14 protein-coding genes, 1 tRNA gene and 1 other RNA gene are annotated in these 16,152 nt (G+C 38.1%); 2 read left to right on the top strand and 14 right to left on the bottom strand.

Translation table 11 applies throughout. The features are described 5' to 3' along the window. The first annotated feature begins 48 nt into the window (after positions 1 to 48). Entirely contained in the window at positions 49 to 1,044 is a 996-nt protein-coding gene (locus TDE_RS06505) for a phosphate/phosphite/phosphonate ABC transporter substrate-binding protein (protein WP_002678920.1), read from the top strand. 64 nt (positions 1,045 to 1,108) lie between these two features. Beyond that, positions 1,109 to 1,181, top strand: a tRNA-Met gene (locus TDE_RS06500). 39 nt (positions 1,182 to 1,220) lie between these two features. Here TDE_RS06500 and TDE_RS06495 read toward each other — a convergent pair. The 14 genes from TDE_RS06495 to TDE_RS06430 form a co-directional block, all read right to left on the bottom strand. After that, positions 1,221 to 1,559, bottom strand: coding sequence for a hypothetical protein (locus tag TDE_RS06495; protein WP_002678919.1), 339 nt, complete (start codon positions 1,557 to 1,559; stop codon positions 1,221 to 1,223). After that, on the bottom strand, positions 1,543 to 1,734 hold the full coding sequence (locus TDE_RS06490) for a hypothetical protein (protein ID WP_002678918.1): 192 nt from the start codon (positions 1,732 to 1,734) through the stop codon (positions 1,543 to 1,545). The genes TDE_RS06495 and TDE_RS06490 overlap by 17 nt, the downstream gene beginning before the upstream one ends. Before the next feature lie 82 nt (positions 1,735 to 1,816). Continuing rightward, a complete protein-coding gene (rodA, locus tag TDE_RS06485) occupies positions 1,817 to 3,118 on the bottom strand; it encodes a rod shape-determining protein RodA (protein WP_002677908.1) in 1,302 nt (433 codons plus the stop codon). After that, entirely contained in the window at positions 3,115 to 4,968 is a 1,854-nt protein-coding gene (gene mrdA, locus TDE_RS06480) for a penicillin-binding protein 2 (RefSeq protein ID WP_002671463.1), read from the bottom strand. Before mrdA ends, rodA begins: the two co-directional genes overlap by 4 nt. Further along, positions 4,955 to 5,473 carry a rod shape-determining protein MreD gene (gene mreD / locus TDE_RS06475; RefSeq protein ID WP_002671465.1) on the bottom strand — a complete coding sequence of 173 codons (519 nt, stop codon included), beginning with the start codon at positions 5,471 to 5,473 and terminating at the stop codon, positions 4,955 to 4,957. The genes mrdA and mreD overlap by 14 nt, the downstream gene beginning before the upstream one ends. Before the next feature lie 4 nt (positions 5,474 to 5,477). After that, the gene (mreC, locus tag TDE_RS06470) at positions 5,478 to 6,341 is read right to left on the bottom strand and encodes a rod shape-determining protein MreC (protein WP_002668697.1); all 864 of its coding nucleotides are present in this window, start codon (positions 6,339 to 6,341) and stop codon (positions 5,478 to 5,480) included. A gap of 6 nt (positions 6,342 to 6,347) precedes the next feature. After that, a complete protein-coding gene (locus TDE_RS06465; RefSeq protein WP_002668696.1) occupies positions 6,348 to 7,382 on the bottom strand; it encodes a rod shape-determining protein in 1,035 nt (344 codons plus the stop codon). 17 nt (positions 7,383 to 7,399) lie between these two features. After that, positions 7,400 to 8,335 carry a tetratricopeptide repeat protein gene (locus tag TDE_RS06460; RefSeq protein ID WP_002678909.1) on the bottom strand — a complete coding sequence of 312 codons (936 nt, stop codon included), beginning with the start codon at positions 8,333 to 8,335 and terminating at the stop codon, positions 7,400 to 7,402. 17 nt (positions 8,336 to 8,352) lie between these two features. Next, positions 8,353 to 8,698, bottom strand: an RNA gene (gene rnpB, locus TDE_RS06455) — RNase P RNA component class A. A 17-nt stretch (positions 8,699 to 8,715) separates the two neighbouring features. Beyond that, the gene (locus TDE_RS06450) at positions 8,716 to 9,543 is read right to left on the bottom strand and encodes a zinc ribbon domain-containing protein (RefSeq protein WP_002671470.1); all 828 of its coding nucleotides are present in this window, start codon (positions 9,541 to 9,543) and stop codon (positions 8,716 to 8,718) included. Positions 9,544 to 9,589: 46 nt separating this feature from the next. Further along, positions 9,590 to 11,449 carry an RNA polymerase sigma factor RpoD gene (rpoD, locus tag TDE_RS06445; protein ID WP_002678907.1) on the bottom strand — a complete coding sequence of 620 codons (1,860 nt, stop codon included), beginning with the start codon at positions 11,447 to 11,449 and terminating at the stop codon, positions 9,590 to 9,592. Next, on the bottom strand, positions 11,442 to 13,229 hold the full coding sequence (dnaG, locus tag TDE_RS06440) for a DNA primase (RefSeq protein WP_002678905.1): 1,788 nt from the start codon (positions 13,227 to 13,229) through the stop codon (positions 11,442 to 11,444). Before dnaG ends, rpoD begins: the two co-directional genes overlap by 8 nt. A 168-nt stretch (positions 13,230 to 13,397) precedes the next feature. After that, positions 13,398 to 14,276, bottom strand: a complete 879-nt coding sequence (locus TDE_RS06435; protein WP_002678903.1) for an Rpn family recombination-promoting nuclease/putative transposase — start codon at positions 14,274 to 14,276, stop codon at positions 13,398 to 13,400. A 235-nt stretch (positions 14,277 to 14,511) separates the two neighbouring features. Beyond that, the gene (locus TDE_RS06430) at positions 14,512 to 16,122 is read right to left on the bottom strand and encodes a S1C family serine protease (protein WP_002678901.1); all 1,611 of its coding nucleotides are present in this window, start codon (positions 16,120 to 16,122) and stop codon (positions 14,512 to 14,514) included. Positions 16,123 to 16,152 lie beyond the last annotated feature (30 nt).

Genomic DNA, 16,152 nt, shown 5'->3' with positions numbered 1-16,152 from the left:
TATAGCATATTATTGCATTATATGATAGAATGCGGCCCGGAGAATTTTATGAAACACAAAATTATATTAGTTTTGGCAGCTGTCTGCCTATTTTTCGGTTGTACCAAAAACGAAACACAAAAGCCGGTTACCATGGTATTTTTACCGAATGAATCAAGCGATGCTATGAAGGATGCGCGGCAAGCTTTTATGGAAATAATAAGCGAAGCTGTAGGCCGTCCCGTCGAAATCAAAACGACAACTGATTATAACATAGCCTTAGAAGCAATTATATCCGGAAATGCAGACATGGCTTATATCGGAGCCGAGGGTTATATAAATGCCCATAAAAGAAATCCGGCCATTGTACCGGTAGTAACGAATTCGGGACCCAGCGGCACATTGGAAGATGCACTATACTACAGCTTTATAGCAGTAAGAACGGAAGATGCAGCTCAATATAAAGATGAAGACGGCTATGACTTAAACCGCTTAAAAGGAAAAAACATTTCATTTGTTTCTACAAGCTCTACATCGGGCTTTGTAATTCCTGCGACTCTGTTCGTAAAAAAATTCGGATTAACAGGTACCGATGAACTTATTCAGGGAAATTCCGTTTTTTCTAAGGTGCTATTTGCAGGTTCCCATCAAGGCTCTCAGGTTAATCTATTTAGAAAGGATGCAGAAGCCGCAGCCTTTGCAATTCCTCAAACAATAGGCGTCTATGATCTAATCGAAGGAGAAGCCTATCAGACAGGAGCCGCTTACAAGGTTGTAGAAGGAGCTATAGAACCATTTGACAAATTTCCCGGAAGCGAAATTACCATAATCCAATCGATTCCTGTTTTAAACGCTCCAATAGTCATGAATACAAAGACCCTGTCCCCTGAAGAACAGAACAAAATACAGGAAGCCCTTACCTCAGAAAAAACGGCAAATAATCCCGGTATTTTTAAAATAAAAGACTCCTACAAAAAAGGAATGTATCCAAAATACACGGAAAAAACAAAACTTGTTAAAACCACAGATGCTTGGTATGATAAAATCAGAAATTTAACAAAATAAGTTTGTAAAAGTTTGTAGAAAGGCTTGACATAATGCTGCTTATATGCTATACTCTCCCCCACATCGCAGGGTAGAGCAGTTGGCAGCTCGTCGGGCTCATAACCCGGAGGTCGGAGGTTCGAGTCCTCTCCCTGCTAATCTTTTTTAAAGGCACTCAGATGAGTGCCTTTTTTTAACTAAAAGATAGAGAACTTAGCTGTAAATATCGTATCGATATGTAATGGTACATTATCCGGCCTATTCTCTTTAGAAAAACCTATCATATCAGGACCTATAAAAAAATAAGCACAGATATTTTTCTTTTCTATATCATCTACTTTGTAAATAAGATAGGTTTGTGAAACACCATATTTATCATACTCTAATGCCAAAGAAGCTCCCGAATTACTTGAAGGATTTATAAAGTCGGTATACATACCGTATTCCGACTTAAAATTAGATATATCAGTATATTTATCTAAAGGACAAGCAGTAAAGTCAGCAATATGTTCCGATATATCAATTTTTTCCGGCATTTTTTCTAGCTTTTTTTATATCGTCCCAAAATCGGCTGTATTGCTCTACGGATTTTCGGGCAACTTCTTTTTGCTCTTCGGTAGGAGGATTCATTTGACATTTACAAAAATACGCTATCGTTTCGGGGTTGCGTAGAATTGTGGGTTTTATAGGTTTAAATTGCGAATAATCCATAGTTTTTCTCCTTATTTTTAATCTAACACCTAGGCTGCTTTTTGTCAATACTTTTTTTTACTATTTTTACAACGGAGCATTTTTACAGCTGACGTAAGTTTATTCCTATAACAACGCCGACGGAAATCATAGCCGTCCAAAGGGAAGAACCGCCGTAGGACAAAAACAAGAGAGGGATTCCTGTAATAGGCATTATCCCCATAACCATGCCTACATTTACAAAAAAATGGAAAAAGAACATTGCCAAAATACCGGAAACAATGAGTTTGCCAAAAAGATCATCACATCGCTTAATCGAAAGGAAAAATCTAAAAAAAACTATGCTGTAAAGGAAAAAAACAAAAATGCCGCCTAAAAAGCCCCATTCTTCCGATAAAATACTGAAAATAAAGTCCGTACTTTGTTCAGGTAGGTATCGGTAATGACTTTGAGTTCCCATAAGATAGCCGCGTCCCATGAATCCGCCTGAACCGATAGCTGTAATTGACTGAATTATATTCCAGCCGTGTTTTAAGGGGTCTACCTCAGGATCCAAGAAAATAATTAAACGCATCATCTGATATTCTTTTAAAGCCCTCACCCCGACTATAGAACCTGCAAATGCCAGAGTAATCAGCGAAAGAACATAGGCTATCCAATAATAATATCTTCTTTTTAGTAAAACATTACCTATCATTGCAATGACGGTTGAAATACCCATTGCAAATAGAATAATAATGGAAACTTGAGAATTTTTTAAAATATTTGTCATAACATGACTTGTCTTTAAAATTATTTCCTCCCAAAGAGGCATAAGGGTAAACACTATTGTTAATACACCAAGAAAAAAGACATAGAGGATAAAGCGCAGCGGAATACCGGCAATAAAACACATTATCAAAAAAATCGGAATATATACGCTTGCCGTTCCAAGGTCAGGCTGTTTTAAAATAAGGGCAACAGGAACAATCATTATCGCAATCGCCTTTATAAATCGTTTCAGAGGTTCTTCATTTTGCGATTTATCCAAATAATAGGCTAAAAAAAGAATAAAAATAAGCTTTATAAATTCTGAAGGCTGAATACCTAGATTCTTTAAACCTATCCAGCTTCTTGCATTATGTCTGACAGTTCCAAAAATACCGGTATAAAGCAACAAAATCATTCCCACCAAATAAATTAAAAAGGTTCTGTCCTTTATCCGCCTGTAATCGTAAATGCAGGAAAGCAATAATAAAACGATACCTGTACACACCCATAAAATCTGCTTAACATACTCCTTAGAAACAAGTTCTCCGGCAGAATTTATTCCTGAAGAATAAATAAAAAGTACTCCTATAAAAGACAAAAGAACAACAGCCAAAAATAATAGATAATCAAAGTTTGTAATTTTGCGTATGTTCATTCGCTTCTCCTTACAACTGCAGGAAGATGCCTAAAGCCGAGATAGTCTATAGTTTCATCATAGGTTTGATTTGCAAGTGTTCCATGCAATATTATATTGGCAGCATAAGGAGCCCACCATTCCCACTCGTTTACAGCCTCTACAATAACGCTGACTACTATGATGTCCTTAGGAGGTGCGTCATAGGGACCGTAAGCTACCATCCATGAATGCCACCTATCATGTAAGCCGACTTCAGCAGTTCCCGTTTTGCCTGCAAAACGGAACATGGGATTTTTCATAGGATAGCGGGCCTCTCCCTGTATCGTAACAAGATTCATAGCCTGTCTGACTTGTTCAAAAACTTCCTTACCGATATTTTCTTTATGCAGAATTTCAGGCTGAACGGTTTTTATAACCTCACCGCTTGAAGGATCTCTTATTTCTTTTAAAAGGTGGGGCTTATAGATTACACCATTGTTTATAACCATACATGCCATGTTTGCTACCTGAAGCGGAGAAGCAAGAGTAAAACCTTGACCTATAGACATATTCATTGTATCTCCGTTAAGCCATTTTTCATGGAAACGACGCTCCTTCCATCTAGGCGACGGAACAAAACCATCGGATTGACTGGGCAGGTCTATCTCCGTGGACTGACCCAGCCCGAAACGCTTTGCATAATCGACAATTTTTTCAACACCCAAATAATCGCGGCAAACCGTCCAATAATAAATATCACATGATTTTGCCAAAGCCTCGTTTAAAGCCAATTTTCCATGCCCCGGTTTTCTTATATGACAGCGGAATACTCGGTTTCCATATTCAATTTCTCCCAAACAAGGTACCGTTGTTTCAGGCGGAAAGGCTTTTTCGTTTAAAATGGCGGTGTTCATGATAACCTTAAATGTTGAAGCAGGAGGATAGGCAGCATCTACAGCCCTGTTTAAAAGCGGCTTATCGGGATTTTCAAACAATTCTTTTGCAAGAGAACTTGAGATTTCCTTGCCGAAAATATTTTGATCAAAAAAAGGATAGGAAACCATTGCCAGGACCTCGCCTGTTGTAGGTTTTAATACGACAGCAGCCCCTATTCTGGGGCCCAAAGCATCTTCTGCCAGTTTTTGAATTCTCTTGTCGATAGTAAGAACAAGGTTATTTCCCATCTTAGGCGGTGTTACAACTGTGGTGTTTTCTATGTATCTGCCCTTGGCATCTACAGTCCGGTATTCCACCCCATCGGTACCGCGTAAAATTTCGTCATATTGTTTTTCGATTCCGGCCTTGCCTATTATGCTGTTTGAGGTATACCCCTTATTATAAAAGCGGGTCAATTCGTCCGTAGTTATATCGCCTACATAGCCTATTATGTGAGAAAAAGAACGGGTATCTACATAGTTTCTGACAGGTTTTGAGTGCCATGAAACCCCCGGAAGAGAATCGATGCTTTCTGCCACTTGCACAACCGTGGAATAATCGACATTGGATTTGATTTGTATTGATCTAAAATCTCTCCTAACACTTACCGGCAATTTTTTTTCTATCTGTGAAACAGGAATTTTTAAGATTGAACTTAACCTGTTTATTACGGTATCGAATTCCTGACGAGGGACCTCTCCGGGTACAATATCAACAGCGAAGGAGTCGATGTTTAAAACCATCGGCGTATTTGCTTCTCTATCAAATATCTCGCCTCTTTGAGCCGGTATAACGGTTGTCCGCTTTGAAATATTTTGTGACTTTTGCTTAAACTGATCTCCGTGAATGATCTGCATTGAAAACAGTTTATAAGTATAAGCTATCAAAATAAAAAAAACGAAGATTGAAAATAACCTAAGCCGTGAATTTAAACTATCTTCAGTATTTTTCATATTGTACTATACTCCTCGATATAAAGGCTTGAGGAAAAAGATTAAAAAATAAAAATACAAAGGGAGTAAAAAAAATATTTACCGCAGCCTCTATGGCAAAGTTTATCGAAAAAATATTATAGGTATGAATATTTTGCCCAAAAAGTATTTTTAAAACAAACAAAAGCAATACCTTAAATACAAAGCCTAAACCGCCTAAAATACAAGGGAAAATTACCTTGTTTAAATTATAAATACCGTAAAATTTTCCTACAAGGTAACCTGTTAAAGTAAAAATAAAGGAATGTAAGCCTATGGGAGCTGCCGACAAAAAATCGGCTAAAAGGCCTGCAATAAAACCGCAAATCAAACCTGTAAGAGAACCGTTTGAAATTGCAATATAAATAACGGTAAGCAAAACCAAATCGGGCAGCACCGTAAAAAAAGATATGTGAGAAAAAATAGCCGTTTGAAGTAAGGTTATAAAGAAAACGCTTAAAGAAGTCCACAAAATAACTTTTTTCAATTTATTAAAACTCCTTTTCTATTTTTGAAGTATCAAGTACAAAAACATATTCCAAACAAGAAAAATCTATTATAGGATTTACAGATAGCTCAAGCGAAGTTTCATAATCATGTGTTTTAATTTTAGAAACAAAACCTATGGGAATATTTTTTGGAAAAATCGAGGAATCATCGAAGCCGGAGGTAATTATTTTATCCCCAATCTTAATGTCATCTCCTGCCCTCTTCTTTATGTACTTCATAATTAATGGAGAGTCCTCAGAGCCTTGTCCGCTTACAACACCGCGGTGGTTTACAAGGTCCACCTTCGCAGCAACATGACACTGATAATCATAGATAGGAATAATCATAGATGAGCCCCTTCCTACCTGCAAGATTTTTCCTACAAGGGCCATATTTCCGTTTTGAAAAGCAATAACGGGCATGTCTTTTCTGACACCGTGCTTTACGCCCCTGTTAATAATCATTCCCGAATAAAGAGCATTAGGATCATAGCCTATTATTTCTGCAGGGATATTTGCAATCTGAATGCTATCGGTAAATTTAAGAAGGGTACGAAGTTCATTATTCTCTCTTTTTATATCGGCGTTGGAACGCTCCAAAAGTTCGTACTTTTCAAGCTGTTTTGTAAGTTCATTATACTTTGCTTTTAGATCCCATAATTCCCTTACGGAAGAAACGCTTTCTCCCACAAAGGAAGAAACATTGTAAACAGCCTTCTCCGTTCCGGCACTTACCGAAAAGGCCATGCTCTTAAAATCCAAAATAAAAGAACCTCCGGAAAAGGCCATAAAAACAGATGATATGAGAAGAAATAAAATTAAAAGAAAAACTTCTAGATTTAGTTTAAGCGAAAGTTTTTTCTTCATAGGGTCTTAATTATTTAAACTGTCATAGAGACTGCGGTCAACAGTCATATCCCTAAACACTTCGTAATATCTGCCGGCGCCTATTGCAACACAGTCCATAGGGTTTTCGGCCAAGATTACGGGAACACGGGCTTCTTTTGCGATAAGTTTAGGAAGACCCTTTAACAAGGAACCTCCTCCGGTCATTACAATACCCCTTTCAACAATATCGGCAGTAAGCTCAGGCGGTGTCTGGGCTAAGGTCCGTTTAATTTCTTCGACAATCTGTGTAACAGGTTCTTTTAAAGCTTCTCTGACTTCGACAGAGTCTATTTCCAATCGGCGGGGAAGTCCGGTTATAGCATCGGTTCCCTTAATTTCGACCTTTTCTATTGTCTTTTCGGGCGAAGCATTGCCTATGCTGATCTTTACCCTTTCGGCTGTTTGTTCTCCAATGATAAGGTTATCAACGGAACGGACATGCTTAATGATGGCTTGATCGAACTCGTCGCCTCCTACGCGGATTGCATTTGTTACAACCATACCGCAAAGAGATATAACCGAAACTTCGGTTGTACCGCCTCCGATATCACAAACCATATTTCCGGCAGGCTCATGAATAGGAATATTTGCACCGATAGCCGCAACTAAAGATTCTTCCAAAACTTTAACATCTCCGGCTCCGGCCTTCATGGCACTTTCATAAACCGCATTACTTTCAACATCCGTAATACAGCTTGGAATACCTATAACCATTCTCGGTTTTACAAAACGGTGCTTAGGCAAAATCTTAGAAACAAAGTAACGGATCATCTTTTCGGTAGTGTCCATATCTGCAATAACTCCGTCTTTTAATGGCCTGATCGCCACAATATTTCCCGGAGTTTTCCAAAGCATTCTTTTAGCCTCGGAGCCGACGGCAACCACTCTCTTTGTACCCCTTTCAACGGCAACAACAGAAGGCTCGTTTACTACTATGCCCTTTCCGTTCACATAGATAATGGTATTGCAGGTTCCCAAATCTATTCCTATATCTGTTGAAAATCTTTTAAAAAAGCCCATATCATCCCCCAAAATTTTTATAAATTTAGTTTAGCCCGTGTTTTTACATGGAGCGGATCAAATTTAAGAGCCTTCCGCCATTCTGCACGGGCCTTTATCATATCTCCTTGAAGTTCGTATACAACACCCAAGCCGTAATGAGCATCGGCAGAGGTCATATCTTTTTCAAGAATGGTATTAAATTCCTTTACAGCATCATCAATCTTATTTTCTTCAAGAAATAAACTACCCAATAAATATCGGCATTTTAATTCTAAAAGTGTATCTTTCGTTTTATCTATTGTTTCAAATAAATACAACTTTGCATTTTGTTTATCCGAAATCTTAATATAATTTTCGGCAAGAGCAAAAAACAATAAATCCGAAGGGTTATGGGAGAGGGCATCCGAAAAAGCATCAATGGCTCTTTCCGGCTCGCCCAAAAGAGATGCCGACATACCCCTGAATTCCGATAAATCGGCAAATTTTTCTCCGGAATTATATGCTATATCCAAGTATTTTAGTGCAAGGTCTGCATAGTAATATCCCTTTTGATAATAAGCCTTTCCTAAAACGTAGGCAATTTTCGGCTGTTGAGATTTTGAAACACAATACATCGCTTGTCTTAAATTCAAAATAGAATCATTTAGATAAGAATAGCTTACCGAAAAATCCGTCTGTTCGGCAAAGATATAATATGAGGCAAAGCCTCTCATAGCCAAAGCCTCACCGTCATATGCTCTTCTTTTTAAAATACTCGCAGTTTTTTGATATACGCTCTCGTAATTTTTTTCGGCCCAATCGGCATACACCTCTTTCATTGAAGGTATGCCTGCATAGTTTTTATTATAGATATATAAAAAATAGACGGCAGAAGTCACGCACAAAAGAAAAAGTAAAACTATAAGAATCTTTTTAAAACTTCTTTTTTTGTTTGAGAAATTTTTATGTGATCTTCCTTTTGAAAATTCCATTTTTATAATACCTTAAAAAAAGGGATTAATAAGCCGGATTCTGTTTCTGTAAAACAGACGGAACCATCTTTCTTAAACCCGCTTTACAGCAAGTTTTTATCGCGGTTAACCCGTAAATTAAGAATCGGAGATTCTTTACTGCTTAACCTTGCTCCCGATGAGGTTTACATTGCCGTTTCCGTTACCGAAAACGCGGTGGGCTCTTACCCCGCCCTTTCACCCTTACCGCAAAATGCGGCGGTTTACTTTCTGTTGCACTGTCTGTAAACGGAAACTTTAATTTCCGTTCCCCGGCCGTTAGCCGGCATCGTTTCCGAAGGAGTCCGGACTTTCCTCTGCAAATGCAGCGGTTCCCTTAATCCCAAAATTATTTATTCTTTTTAATCTTCGTCTTTATCTTCAAAACTTGCAAGGAAATCCTCATTTGCGGAATCTCCAATATCAAGTAAACCTTCCATATCGGAATCATTAAAATATGCTTCCTGCTCGGCCGTTAATTCGGATTCTTCATAGAATAGAATACGGCTGCAGTAAGGGCAGAATTTTATATCCTGATCCGACCTGACTTCATTTACAAACTGAGCGGGAAGAATCATGTGGCAGCCCATACAAACATTTCCCTGAACGGAAACGATACCGACACCATGTTTATTTTTAATAATTCTGTCGAATTTAAACATTGTTTCATCACTCAAACCCGGAGACAGTTTTTTTTCTTCCAGCTTTAACTCTTCTACCTTATTTTGTTTTTCGGAAATCTCCGAGTCCAAGAGCTGTTTATGCTCTTCAAGTTCTTTCTCGGTTTGTGCAATAAGATCTTCTTCCTGCTTAATATTTGCATCCAAAATCTTAAACTGACTTTCAAGCCTCAGAAGGTCCTTTCTTATAGTTTCGGCCTTTGTAGTAGAATCATCGATTTCTTTTTGCAAGATTTCATACTCGCGCTGAGTTTCGATATTATCCATTGCTTTTTCGGCCTTTTCTCTCTTTTGTTCAGCTTCAAAAAGATCAGCCTTAAAAACGGCAATACCTTTACGCAGCTCTTCATACTCGCTGTTCATTTGGATATAACCGGACTTTAACTTTTCCAAAAGCTCTTCCTGCTGTGTAAGAGCCTTTGGGGCATCCAAAATCTCCGTTTCAAGTTCATTTTTTCGAGCAAGAATATCCTGTAAAGCTCTCAATTTTTCCAATACATCATTATCCATAAATTACAACCCCTTTAATTATCAAGACAACCGATTATCAAAATAATCAATTATCAAGATAATCTTTTAATTTTCTACTACGTTTAGGATGGCGCAGCCGTCTTAATCCCTTTGCTTCTATTTGCCTTATTCTTTCACGCGTTACGTCGAAATATAAGCCTACTTCTTCAAGGGTAAGAGGATAGCCGCCCTCAATACCGAAGCGCATTTTTAAAACTTCCTGCTCACGCTCAGGCAAACTCGAAAGCACCATTTCAAGCTGCTCCTGCAAAAGAGTAAGCTCCGTTCTGTTTGAAGGATTTTCAACACCCTTATCTTCGATTAAATCTCCCAAGAGCGTATCTTCTTCTTCACCTATGGGCGTTTCAAGAGAGATAGGCTCCCTTGCAACATTTTTAACCTGCTTAACCTTTTCGATCGACCAGCCAAGCTGCAAGGCTATCTCATCATCATTGGGTTCACGGCCGAGTTTTTGCATAAGCTGGCGGGATTCCCTGTTTACCTTGTTTATTTGTTCTATCATGTGGACAGGAACCCTTATCGTACGTGCCTGATCCGATATTGAACGCGTAATAGCCTGCCTTATCCACCAGGTAGCATAGGTAGAAAATTTATATCCCTTCCTGTACTCAAACTTTTCAACAGCTTTTATAAGCCCGATATTTCCCTCTTGCACAAGATCAAAGAACTGTAATCCCCTGTTGATGTACTTCTTAGCAATAGAAACAACAAGGCGCAAGTTTGCATTTATCAGCTTATCTTTTGCATTTTTAAGCATTCTCTGGCCGTTCTTTATCTCTGAAGTGAGATCAATAACTTCATCTACAGTAGCTTCAAAATCATATTCGATCTTTCGGATTTTTCGGGTCAAGACCTGAATTTGAGTGTATATATCCTTTACTTCATTAGCCGAAATATTAAGCTCTTTTTCCAGTTTTTCTCTTTCTCTCGGAATTGCAAGCCGTTTACCCAGTTTTCTTAAATCGGCATAGCTTTTAATACCAAGCTGTTTTTCTTTTCTTTCTTTTTTGTGTTGGTAGTCCTGCACTTTTTCGGTAGCTTCAATAAAGCGGTCCGAAATTTTTTCTATTTCTTCCGATTCAATGTGAATACGTTTAAGACTGTTAAACATCTTCTTTCGCAAAGCTTGAAGTTCAGGGCTCTCCAAAAAGCTTTCCAAGCTTTCTCTATCATAACAGTGCTTTTTTAAGGACATATATTGTTTAATTTCGGAATATATGTTCCGTAGACTGTCCCCATAAACCTGCTTGAGACGCTTTTTTTCGGCCATTTCTTCACTTAACTCTTTGCGCGGCTTATTGGACTCAGCGGGATCTAGTTTTGAAAAAGCCTTTTGTCCGATTACAAAAAACTCTGGAATCAATATACCGGAATTTTTTATAACCTTTTTTATGATAGCTTCCCCGTCTTCCATACTTTTTGAAAGAGATACTTCTTCATCGGCAGTTAAAAGATCTTCCTTGCCTATCTCTTGAAGATAAAGCTTAATCGGATCGTCAACTCCGGCTTCGTGAGAAGTTCTAACCAGTTTTTTTGCCGTTTCATGCCTAGGCTTTTCTTTTTCGATATATGGAGTCTCGATTTCATCGGAATAAGGACTTTTTATATCGTCATCCTCTTCTTCGTATGTATCATCCAATAATCGGTAGTCTTCATCATTGCCGCTCTGAGAATCGGAGTCGGATTCCGAATTGGATTCGGATATTCCTTCATTTTTTATTTGAACGCCGGCACCTTCCAAAATATCCAGAATATCAGGTATAGTTTCCGGAGACATTAAGTCTTCGGGCAGTAGATCATCAAGATCACCCAATCCTATTGTGCGCTTCCTTTTGGCATATTCCAAAAGTTTAATAATCGCAGGATTCTTTTCGAGATCAGTCATACACCTTTCCCTTTAATTTGTTTAATTGAATATCGATACTTTTTTTTTCTTCCATTAATTCTTTTGTCAAGTTTACGGTATCGATATTCTTTTCTCCATGTAATAATCTCAGTCTGCCTATGATTTTGTCTTTTTGTTTTTGTAGAACGTTTTGTTTTATAAAATTTATGCCGTCATCGACTATCTTTTCAGAGTTCTCGGCGAATTCACCCTTAGAAATTGTTTGAGAAACAATTTCTTTTAATTTTTCTTCCCCGCATCTGTGCATCAGATTCGCATAAGTATAGGCACCATCTCTATAACATTCTTCTAAAACAATAAACAAATGTCTGGCATAAAAATCCTCAAAATCATCGGGGCTCAATTGTGAACGCAAACGAGAAAACAGATCCGTATTTGCCGTAACGGCAAGAACCAATCGTAACTCGGCATTCATCCTTATATCTACCGGCTTTTGTTTTACTTCGTCAACTATATGCCTTAGAGCCTTTTTTTCGCGGTTCACATAATCGCTGAAAATTGCTTGTTGACTGACACCAAAGGCCGATGAAAGTTTAGAAATAGCAGACTCCCTTTGAATATCGGATTCCAGGACCTCAATATACGGAAACAAAAAGGCTATAGCTGAGGCCTTTCCTTCCGGACTGCTTATATCAAATCTCATGGATGCAATTTGTATAAGATAATCATCGTCTACTATAGCACATTCCAAAAGAAATTTCAAGCCTTCTTTTCCTTTTTTTTGTAGAATTTCGGAAGGGTCCTTTCCATCTTTTATGTATAAAACACGCACATTCACGCCCATACTGCGGCAAATTTTTATAGCCTTGTAGGAAGCTTCTTGTCCGGCCTTATCCGAGTCAAAGGCAAGATAAAAGGTTTCGGCAAAGGATTTTAAAAGTTTTACCTGATCTTCGGTAAGGGCTGTCCCTAAGGGGGCAACGGCATTTTCGATTCCGGCCTGAAAAAAGGCTAAAACGTCCATGTAGCCTTCACATAAGATTACCGATTTTGATTTTCGAATTTCGGCTAAGGCGTGGTGAAAGGCAAAAACCGTTTCACCCTTTTTATATTGCGGCATATCCGAGGAATTGAGATATTTAGCCCCATCGCCTTCCAAAATGCGGCCTCCGAAGGCTATCGTTTTACCGTGACGGTCGCAAATAGGAAACATAAGCCTATCGGAAAAAAAAGCCATCTTTTTATAGTTTTTAGAAAAAAGGCCTGTCTTTTCTAAAAAGTCTTGAGAATAGTTTTTTGACAATAAAAAACTATGGAGCCATTTTCTATCCTTTGGAGAATAGCCCAGATTAAATTTTTCGATTATTTCCGGAGAAACGTTACGGGAAAGGAGGTAGTCAAGAGCCTTTTTCCCTGTAGGATTTTGGGTCAAGAGAAAATGAAAACTCCCTGCGACCTTGTCGTAAAGATCTAAGATTTGGTCTTTAATTTTTGCTCCTTCGTCCGGGACATAGGAGCCGCCTTCATAGATAACCTCGATGCCTGCATTTTTTGCAAGCCGTTCCACGGCTTCCATAAAGGAGAGCTTTTCCATTTCCATCAAAAAGTTGATTGTTCCACCGCCCTTGTGGCAGCCGAAACAATAATACATCTTTTTATCGGGAACGACATTAAAGGAAGGCGTTTTTTCGTTATGAAAGGGACAGCAGCCCCACCAATTTGCTCCCCGTTTTTCCAAGCGGGTATAGTTCTCGACAAGGGATACAATATCTGTCATTTCGGTTACTGCATCGACTGTTTTTGAACTTATCTTAGGCATTTACCCCTCCTTAAGTTTTGTAAGTAAGTGATTTTACTATAAAGAGGTTTAAAAATCAAGGACTGAAGTTTTATAAATTGTAAGAGAGGAATTTAACCGCGGTGCACGCAAAGACCGCAAAGGAATTTTTAAGAGTCTTTCTCCGTAAAAGTGGGGGCGCTCCCCTAATCATAGCTTTTCGATTTCCTCTTTCTTTAGACCTGATATTGTGCAAATATCACTAATCGGATAATTCATATCTTTCATTAACTTTGCCGTTTCAAGTTTGGCTTGGTAGGCTCCTTGGGATATTCCTCGATCAATTCCCTGTTCAAGTCCTTGTCGATAACCTTCGCTTATACATGAAGCCCTGTCATGCTCGTATTTCATACGGGAATCATATAACCATTTATCTTTAGAGCTCATTTCCATTACAGAAATAGCGGTATTTGCTTTTGCCATCATCGGCGATTCCTGTTCTAACATTTCCCTTACCTCCCTGTCATCAGTTTCGATAAATTTCAGCCAGTTTAATAAGCGTTTAGTTTTATTATCTTTACATTGAGCTTCTTTTAACAGCTTTGCTTTTTCAAGGTTCAATATATGAATCTCAAGTTTTGAAACTAAAGGCTCTTTTGTATCTTTTTCCAAAACAAGATACTTGTTGTGCAAACGCTTATTTTTATCAAAGTCTTTTCCTATCAAATTTATTGTAATACACTTTGGCAGTTTTGTATAGTCTTGACCTTGTTTTATGTTTTCATTATACATTTTAGACCAATAATACAAGGTTCTTTCAGGAAAATCAAAATGCCAACTGTTTTGAATTTCAATATCGACAAAGGTTCCGTCTTTTAGCCTTAACTTGATATCCAAGATACCGAGCTTTTCACTTAAAAGCTCCTTATGAAACTCCTTATCCAAGAGCTCCAAACCTGCGATTGTTTCAGGGGGAATGTCTAGTATACATTCCAGCAAATCCTGCAGAACATCTTTGTTTTCTTCCACTCCGAATACACGCTTAAATGCGTAGTCGTTGCGTAAAGTTATTTTAAAAAGTTTTTGCATAATTAAGCCTCGCTAATAATTTTTTTAAAGAAGAAAAATTTTTCCCCTTTCATAATTATTGTAGAGATTATTTAAAGTTAATAGCAAAAATTTTAAAAAAGAATTAAATTTTATTGATAATTTAACCGCAGCGGACGCAAAGAGTTTTTAAGGCAGAATTGTTTTTATTAACAAGCAGGACTTTCTAATCAAAAATATGGCAAACAAAACTCTAATGCGGGTATTTACATGTTTTTTAAAAGAAAAGGGGATTATCAAGATAGGCACTTAAAACCATAAAGCTGTCCATATAACCTGCCCTAACCTTTTTTGTATAAATATTTACATGAATAATCTCTTCGTTTTCATTATCCCATCTTTTCCCGTTAATCTCAATATAGTCATTTACACCAAAGGCATTTTCAGATGCAAAACTTCCGGGGATAACCTCTGCAACCCTATAAGAATTCTTTTTTCCCACCGATTCAAGTTTAAATCCGAAAACGGGAAGCATGGATCTTGCTATACTGTCCTTTCTAAAAACGGAATTTCCCGGATATAAAGGACGTTCGGCACATAAAACAGGCCAAGTTTTTTCTTCATAAACACCTGCTTCATTTTTTTGATAGCCTTTAATGAGGACTATAGTTTCAGGAGCTATAGACAATAAATTGGCCTGTATTTCTTCAACCGAATTTACCGGAATACCGTTAACTTCTTTTATTACGGTACCCTCATTTATACCTGAAATTGAAAAAGGGCCGTCAGGAAGAACATAGTTTACAAGAACCCCGTCCGAAACTCTGCCTGCATTACCGGAGCCGCTTTTTTGGTTTTGACCGTGACAGCCAAGCCAAGTATGCTTAACTTCTCCGCCCTTATATAAATCGGGAAGAACAGCCTTTAAAAGCTCAACAGGGATTGCAAAATTAAGGCCCTCGTTTCTTTCGAGACCGGCAAATACTACGGCTTGAACAAGACCCTTATCATCCACTATCGGTCCGCCCGAATTCCCATGATTGACGGCAGCATCTATCTGCATTATATCTACCATAGAAAAAAGCCGTCGGTATTTTGCCGATACTATACCTGAGGTAAGGGTTTTTTCCAAACCTGCCGGAGAACCGATTGCATAAATACGGCTTCCGACTCCTAAATCCTTTGAAGAGCCCAGATTAAAAATAAACTGAGGCGTGTACTCGGTCTTTACCAAGGCCAGATCAAAAAGAGGATCCCAGCCTACAACCCTTGCAGGGATTTTTATATTTGGATTATCGGGAGACTTAATATAAAGTCTGGAATAGCCGTTATATTTTTTATCAACCTCGCTTTGAATAACATGATAATTCGTAATAAAATAACCGCGGGAATCTATAAAAAAACCCGAACCTATAACAATGTCAGGCGAAGCATAACCTCTTTGTATGCGTGTTCCCCTATTCACCCAAACGGTAAGAGAGCCCTTTATCATCTCATCTATATTTTGAGGAAAAGAAGCTGAACCGGCTGAAGGATTTTTTTTATTTTGTAAGTTTAATAAGGGAAGATCGGCATTCTTTTTCCATAAGATATTCCTCTCTTCAAAAAGCCGCTCCTCCGTCCATCCGGCAGGGCGTTTTCCAATTGAGGTAAGAGACCTAAAATACCTGACAGCCTCATCCCAATTTTTTTCCTCTATGCTTTGTAAAAATGCGGCTTCCGTTTTTTCTATCGACTTTAAATTAATCTTGTCCACTTCTTCAAAATTTTTTGTGTTAAGATGAAGAATCCGGGAGCGGATTAAAGCATCCGTTATCTTACCCGATTTAAGGAGTTTTTCTGCGTAATCAACCTGATACAATACACTGGATCTATCCGAATAATCCACATAATGGACCTCTTTGGTTGAAGTACAAGA

It is taken from the genome of Treponema denticola ATCC 35405 (assembly GCF_000008185.1).
GTDB classification, from domain to species: domain Bacteria; phylum Spirochaetota; class Spirochaetia; order Treponematales; family Treponemataceae; genus Treponema_B; species Treponema_B denticola.
The sequence above is the reverse complement of the archived record's forward strand: the minus strand, read 5'-3'. Positions and strand labels throughout refer to the sequence as shown.